The 7,481-nt window shown below is 49.4% G+C and carries 3 protein-coding genes; 1 reads left to right on the plus strand and 2 read right to left on the minus strand.

The window, feature by feature from the left end:
- Positions 1–562 precede the first annotated feature (562 nt).
- Positions 563–4,201 carry an EAL domain-containing protein gene (locus AC1RMF_RS25620; RefSeq protein ID WP_493145305.1) on the plus strand — a complete coding sequence of 1,213 codons (3,639 nt, stop codon included), beginning with the start codon at positions 563–565 and terminating at the stop codon, positions 4,199–4,201.
- A 58-nt stretch (positions 4,202–4,259) separates the two neighbouring features.
- Here AC1RMF_RS25620 and AC1RMF_RS25625 read toward each other — a convergent pair whose 3' ends face one another.
- Both AC1RMF_RS25625 and AC1RMF_RS25630 read right to left on the minus strand, forming a co-directional pair.
- The gene (locus tag AC1RMF_RS25625) at positions 4,260–5,123 is read right to left on the minus strand and encodes an HDOD domain-containing protein (RefSeq protein ID WP_493145306.1); all 864 of its coding nucleotides are present in this window, start codon (positions 5,121–5,123) and stop codon (positions 4,260–4,262) included.
- A 180-nt stretch (positions 5,124–5,303) separates the two neighbouring features.
- Positions 5,304–7,466: an EAL domain-containing protein gene (locus tag AC1RMF_RS25630; RefSeq protein ID WP_493145307.1), complete on the minus strand. Its 2,163-nt coding sequence runs from the start codon at positions 7,464–7,466 to the stop codon at positions 5,304–5,306.
- Positions 7,467–7,481: the final 15 nt, after the last annotated feature.

Here is a 7,481-nt window from a genome sequence, read left to right on the forward strand (position 1 = left end):
TCGTGTAACACTTTGTACACGGACGTAAGTACGTTTCGAGCAATTCAATTGCACATGATGGCAAATCGGCATGTGACTGACCGACTTGATTCACCTATTCAATGTCAACCTGCCAACCGCTAGTGAGCGGTCGTGCTCAGATGGTGCAAGGACATAAGACTGGCCGATCACCTGTGTCCCCCTGTAAGTACGACGGGACAAGTCTGTATGTGCCCATTCAGAAACCACTGGATTCCCGTTGCAATGTGCTTTTCAAGCCCGAATCTTGCTCCATCAGCACGGAATCGAACACTGCGTTCATTTCAATGACTGCCTTGCCGCTCATTGCTATTTTTTCACATATATGGAATTTCACCTTTTCCACGAAGGAACAAATGAAATTGTTGATTTGCCATCAACATCTATCTATCCATTAGACATAAGCCGATTGGAGAGATCGAAGTTGCCCATACGCTATTCGCAGAGATCACTTGACTTATGACGACGAGGCCTATTCAATCAACTCTTGACTAAAGTCAATTGTTGGTGCAAACATTTGTCACTCATTGCCGAGGCTATAAGCATGAATGAGGTCGGCGAGAATTACATCTCTACCAAATTGGCAGACCGGAAAGAACGCCGTCTGCTGCTAATCTTTGTCCTGGTCTCCGCTGGCATATTCGCTGCAGCGGCACCTTTTGCCAAAGTTGCACTGCCCCCCTTCCCTACTTTCATCGCGCTGTATCTCTCAGCGATGTGCATTGTTGATTTGATTACTGCTGTTCTGCTGCTAGGACAGTTCATCATGCTTCGTCAGCGCTCGTTGCTGGCCCTGGCTTGTGGTTACTTATTCAATCTGATCATGGCGATTTCACAGGGGCTCAGTTTTCCTGGTCTTTTCGCGCCACAGGGGCTGATTGGAAACGGTTCACAGACGACCGCGTGGCTTTACTTTTTTTGGCACGCTGGTTTCCCGTCCTTTGTGGTCATTTATGCCGTCTTGAAGAAGCAAATAACAGCCTTGGATTTCACGACCAGCAAGATTTCGTCGTTTCAGATCAGAACAGTAGTCACAAGTGCCGCGGTCACGGTGGGTGTTGCCTTGTCGTTGGTTTTTCTAGCAACTCACAGTGCAAGCGCACTTCCCGCGCTTATGCTGGGGAATGACGATGCCTCCACAAAGGTGGTAGTTGCAACGATCACTTGGCTAATGGCCGCCGTCGCGCTTTTTGCGCTTTGGGTACGCCGTCCACACATGACATTTGATCTTGGACTGATGGCCGTCAATTGGGTGTGGATATTTGATATAGCATTGGCGTCCGTTCTCAACCATGGTCGGTACGACCTGGGCTGGTATGTTGGTCGAATCTACGGATTGGTTGCATCTAGCTTCGTACTGATGGTGTTGTTAGCAGAGAATGGAATTCTCTATGCGCGACTTGCAGAATCGCATGGCCGTGAATTGAAGGAACGGCAACGGGCGCAGAGTAAATCCGAGCAATTGGCGTCTTTGAATGCAACACTCCGAATGCTGTATCGGGTGGCTGGTGATCTGAACAGGGGAGTTGGCGAAGCTGAGGTTTGCAAGCTTGCTCTTCTGGGAATTCTGGAGCTCCCAGAGTTCCGCTCTGGCTGGATTTCCCTCGATGAAGATGGCACACGTGCACGCAACTTTGGGGCTCCGGAATCGGCAAACGTGCAGGAGGATAGTCTGTCGTATCCTGTGACGCGTCTCCCTCTTCTGGCAAATGGACACAAGCTGGGTTCCATCAACTTGATCGGCATGGAAAGCGTGGAACTGTCTGATGAGATCCTGGGCATGCTGCATGCGATTGCAAATCAGTTAACCGTCGCTCTGCAACGCTGCGAACTACTTCTGCATCTAGAGACCCAGGTAGCGCAACGCACAGAGTCCTTGCAATCTGAGATACAAGAACGCATCAAGACGGAACAAAAGGTTATCAACCTGAATCGGTTGTATGCTGTACTGAGTGGCATTAATTCCACTATCGTGCGTAGCCATGATCGACTGGAACTCTTCGATGAGGCCTGTCGGATCGCCGTTGCGCTAGGCAAGTTTGAGCTGGCGTGGATTGGTACCGTGGAGTCCGAAGGCAGTCGCGTGCGACCGGTAGTCTGGAAAGGTTATCATGCCGTGCCCGATGACTGGGAAAAGGCTTTTGCGGCGGCACAGATTGAAACCGTTGACGCTCATATCGGCTGGATTGGTCAAGCACTTAGCGAACGTGGTGTAGCGCTGTGCAATGACTTAAGTGCTTCAAGTGAGGACACTTTCCCTCCGAATTTAGTTGCCAATGGTTGTCATTCTCTTGCTGTTCTTCCAATGCGGGTCGGAGGAGGTGTAGCCGGAATACTGGTACTTTGCTCAAGCGAGCCTCAATTCTTTGCCGATGCAATGGAGCTCGATCTTCTCAAAGAAGTTGCCGGCGACATTGCATTTGCACTTGAATACATTCAAAAAACCGAGCAGTTAGATTATCTGGCCTACTATGATGCGATCACAGGGTTAGCTAACCGGGCATTATTTCAAGACCGAATCACTCAACTGCTTCTGGATAATTCCCGTGCAGACGGGGAAAGATCATCCTTGGGGTTACTGCTGATCGATATTGAACGTTTCAAGGACATCAACGACACGTTTGGACGCCATGTTGGAGATGTTCTCATCAAGAGAGTGGCCGGCCGCCTCGCTGAAGCACTCAATGGAACTGACCGATTGGCGCGACTTGGAATCACCCACTTTGCAGTCATAGCAAGCGGGCTGAAAGAGGAATCTGACATTGCACATTTATTAGACAATACGATTCTTCCACAATTGAATCTCGCTTATTCGATTGACGGGAAACAATTGCATCTTACGTTTCGCACAGGTGTTTCCCTATTTCCAAACGACGCAGAGAACGTGGAAACCATGTTTGCCCATGCGGAAACAGCGCTCCAAATTGCGAAGTTGAATGATGAGCGATACATGTTCTACGCATCGCCCATGAATGCTCGCGTTTCGCAACAGTTGCTGCTTGAAAATCGTTTGCGCCGTGCGTTGGAACAGGGTGAATTTGTTTTGTACTACCAGCCCAAAGTCAGCATGTCCGATGGAAATGTTGTCGGATTGGAGGCTTTGATTCGTTGGCAAGACCCTGAATATGGCCTGATTCCACCTGGCGAGTTCATACCGGTCCTGGAAGAGACTGGAATGATTGTGGAGGTTGGCAGATGGGTTTTGCAAAAAGCTATGACCGACATAGAAACCTGGATAAAAGACGGAATAACGCCTCCTCGGGTAGCCGTCAATGTGTCCAGCATGCAGTTGCGACGTAAAGACTTTGTAGAGACGCTAAAGGACGTATTGACTGGACGTCGCTATACAGGGAACCTACTCTACTTGGACCTGGAACTTACGGAAAGTGTTCTCATAGCCGATGTCGAGACAAGCATACAAAAACTTAACGCGATTCGCGACATGGGCATGAAGCTATCGATAGATGATTTTGGGACGGGGTATTCATCTCTCAGCTATCTAAAACGCCTTCCCATTGACTATCTGAAGATTGATCAAAGTTTTGTGCGCGAGATCACTATCGACCCAAGCGCTGCGTCCATTTGCATCTCCATCATCGATTTGGCCCACAACTTGAAGATGCGTGTTGTTGCCGAGGGGGTGGAGACAGAAGCTCAAATGAACTATTTGCGTCGTCATCACTGTGACGAAATGCAGGGGTATCTATTTAGTCGACCTATCTCGTTCAAAGAGTGCACCCAGTTGATGATTGAACAAAGGAAATACGAATTTCCGCTTCAATCGGTTGATGAGCGTAGAACTCTGCTGATCATTGATGATGAGGCGAGCATATTGGCCGCACTAAAACGACTCTTGCGCCGAGAAGACTACAATATTTTGACCGCAGACAACGCTTCACTGGCGTTCAATCTGCTGGCCACGCACAATGTGCAGGTGGTAGTTTCGGATCAACGTATGCCTGAAATGAACGGTACAGAATTTCTGTCGCGAGTCAAGGAACTCTATCCACATACCGTTCGAATTGTTCTTTCAGGATATACGGATTTGGATTCCATTACCAGTGCAGTGAATCAGGGAGAAATATACAAGTTCTTTACCAAACCTTGGAATGATGACACCATGCGCGAAAACATTCGCGAGGCTTTCGTAGCATACGAATCAAGGCTAGGTCGCAAACTGTAAGCCACTGAAAGTGGCCTTCTTGAATCGGCGAAAAGGCAAGTCCATTGAGAAGCACCTGTCACAGGTTGACTAACATTGCGAGCTTGTTGTACATGCCTTGCATGTCTGAAAAATCCTTCACGAGCTTCTCCTTTGTACCGGCCAAATTCGTCCAGGCAGCTTCGGAAATTCTTGGCACTGAGGACTGCATATCGGATTCCAGATTAAGTGCATGCGCAACAGCATTTGCCAGATGCACCACCTCCATCAGCGGCGTACTGGCCATTGGAGCCTGCACAGACTCGGCATAGTCCGCTAGCCTGTGATGACCACCAATAGCATCACAGATTTCCTTCGGAAAATGCCAATGACTACATAGTGCCGCCCCAATAGCGGCATGGTCGAATCCAAAAACACGCTGCTCCGCGTCCATCATCAAAATGTCTTCCTTTTGCCGCAGCATTCTGGCCTCGGCATATATTTCAGGATAGGAAGATGCCAGCGCCAGCTTGCCAACATCATGCAATATGCCCGCCAGAAAAGCCTGATTTGGATTGATCTGATTGCGGCGACCTAAAACATAGGCACATATCCCAACAGAAATGCTGTGCCGAAACATGGTCTGCATCAACGATTGATCTTGTTTTCCGGGAAACTTTTGTGAAGTTAGTAATATGGCCACCACGATCATGCGTAGGTTGGATATACCCAGAACTACAACAGCTTCGTGAATAGACTGAACCTGATTCGCTCCTCCATAAAATGGGGAGTTTGCCAACTGGAGCAAGCGTGCGACCAAAGCCTGATCGCGAGCGATTGCACGCTCCAGTAGAGATTGCTCCGCATACTCGTCGTCCAGATAGCCTAGTACTTGTTGTACCGCTTCAGGTATGCTGGGCAATTGGCGGACCATTTGAATGGCCTGTTCGAGATTGGGTGGCATCAAGACCTCAACTGAGTTAGGTACGCGATCAAAGCATTCATCAGAGATGTGCTTGCGGACCCTGTGCCTGCGTGTCGAAATCGCAATTCGATTTGATCGGTAGACGGACCGGCTTCGTCGCTCCTAACTTTAGGTAGGGAAGCCGATTCCAAAAGATCTGTAATCGCTTTGCTCTCAGGATCATTCATGGCGGTCATTTAGAGAAAGGAAGGCAAACACAGTGCCTCTGTGTTGCATTTGTGTTACCAAGTGACGTCCCACGACGCGCCAGCCCGCACCGTTGGCGTCAATCAGTTCAAACTGATGAGCAGATCCATTTGGCCATGTAGGTAGCTTGGGAACCAGCAAGCTTGCAATGTCTGACTCGAAATTGAGTTCTGCAAAGGCGGCATTGCGCAGAACAATCAACCCTTCGGGATCCACAGCAACAATGGGTACCGGAATCCAGTGCAAGGTTTCTTGCGACGCGGACAGCGCAGCCAATCCCACAACGGACTGATGCGATTGTTCGTCAAGCAACCTCGCAAGAGTTTGGTTTTTGAAGAGAAGCTCTTGATTCTTGGATGCCACCTCCTTAGTCAGACGATTGTTTTCGTCACTCATTTCCTTATGTCGAAAGGCCTCTGCTATACCCTCTCTCAATAGCTGCTCATCCCACGGTTTGCTCATGAATTTGTAAATGGCACCTTGATTGATTGCATTGGTTATCGACTCCATGTCCGCGTAACCTGACAGAACCAAGCGCATGGTTTCTGGGTATAGGTCTTTGGTCCGACGCAGAAACTCTTCACCTGTCATGTTCGGCATTCGTTGATCGGAAACGATGACGTCCACATCGTTGGCAGCCAGGATCTCCAAACCCTGTGCGCCAGAGTTTGCACTCAAAATACGATAGCCTTCTCGGCGCAATAGCCTCTTCAGCGCCGATAAGATGCTGTCTTCGTCATCTACCAGCAGCAATGTTCTGGTTTTGGCGGGTCTACCTAAAGTTGATGCTGCGAGAACCCAGCCGGATTGGAGTAACGCAAGAGCATCGTGTGAAGGCATGGGCTTCCCGATGAAGTATCCCTGTACTATGTCGCATTGTTGATTGATGAGTGTGGACAACTGGGCATCCGTCTCGATCCCCTCCGCAACGACTGCCATCTTCAAACTATGTGCCATGCTGATGATGGCGCGTGTAATCGAAGCGTCGTTCGGGTCGGTTGTGATGTCCTGCACAAACGCTCGGTCCACTTTGACTGTATCGATAGGCAGTCTTTTCAAATAAGCAAGACTGGAATATCCCGTACCGAAGTCGTCAATGGACAATTTGACGCCGATTTTCTTCAGTCGGAACAGCTGGGATTCCGTACGAATCACATCGTGCATGAGCATGCTTTCAGTTAGCTCCAGCTCCAGTCGATCTGCGGTAAGGCCCGTATCGGCCAAAATGGTGGCTACCAATTCTGGAAACAGAGGATCATTAAGTTGGCGCAGTGAAACATTCACGGCCATTTTCAGACGCTCAAAATCAAACGCATCCCAATCCTTGAGCTGCTGGCACGCCGCGCGAAGCACCCAGGCGCCGACTCGCTCAATAAGCCCCGTGTTTTCTAAGGTTGGGATGAATTCCGATGGAAGGATTACACCTTTTTCTGGATGCTGCCAGCGTATCAATGCTTCAAAACCACTTATTTCTCCGGTTTTGCACGAAGCCTTGGGTTGGTAGTAAACAAGAAATTGATGCAGTTCTATGGCCTGGTAGAGTTCGGACTCCAGATTCAATCGTCCGCTAAAGTTGCGATTCATATCGGGCGCGTACGATATCCAACTGCCACGCGATGTCAATTTTGCACGGGCCAATGCAGCTTCGGCGTGTCGTAGCAATGAATACTGGAGTTGAGGGCCATCAGGGCTCTCATGCGCCACGGCATGACTTTGTTGAAAGGCCAAGCCAATGCTTGCTCCCAGGTAGACCTCCCTTCCGGCTATGAGATAGGGGTGACGAAGGGCCTCGATTAAAGCAGTTGCAATTTGTTCAATTTGACTGGGCACTGTTTGAGAGGTAAGTAATAGCCCGAACTTGTCACCTCCGTAGCGCACCAGATAGTCCTCAGACTTTGCATATTTGGCAATGCGATGTGCTGCCTCTACCAGCAGCACATCTCCAGCAGACAATCCCAAAGTTTCATTTAGCGCCGACAGTTGATCCAGATCGATGCATATCAAGGCGGCTTGGGAATCTGCCTGAAGCTCATTGACACGCCTAAGCAAGCCTTCTCGCCCGGGCAGCCCAGTCAGGGCATCGATTCCATGGATGCGCCCTGGCTCACCTGTTGGCGTTAGATTCAATTCGTTCATGGTTACGACTTAGCT

This window comes from Rhodoferax sp. GW822-FHT04A08 (assembly GCF_058801025.1).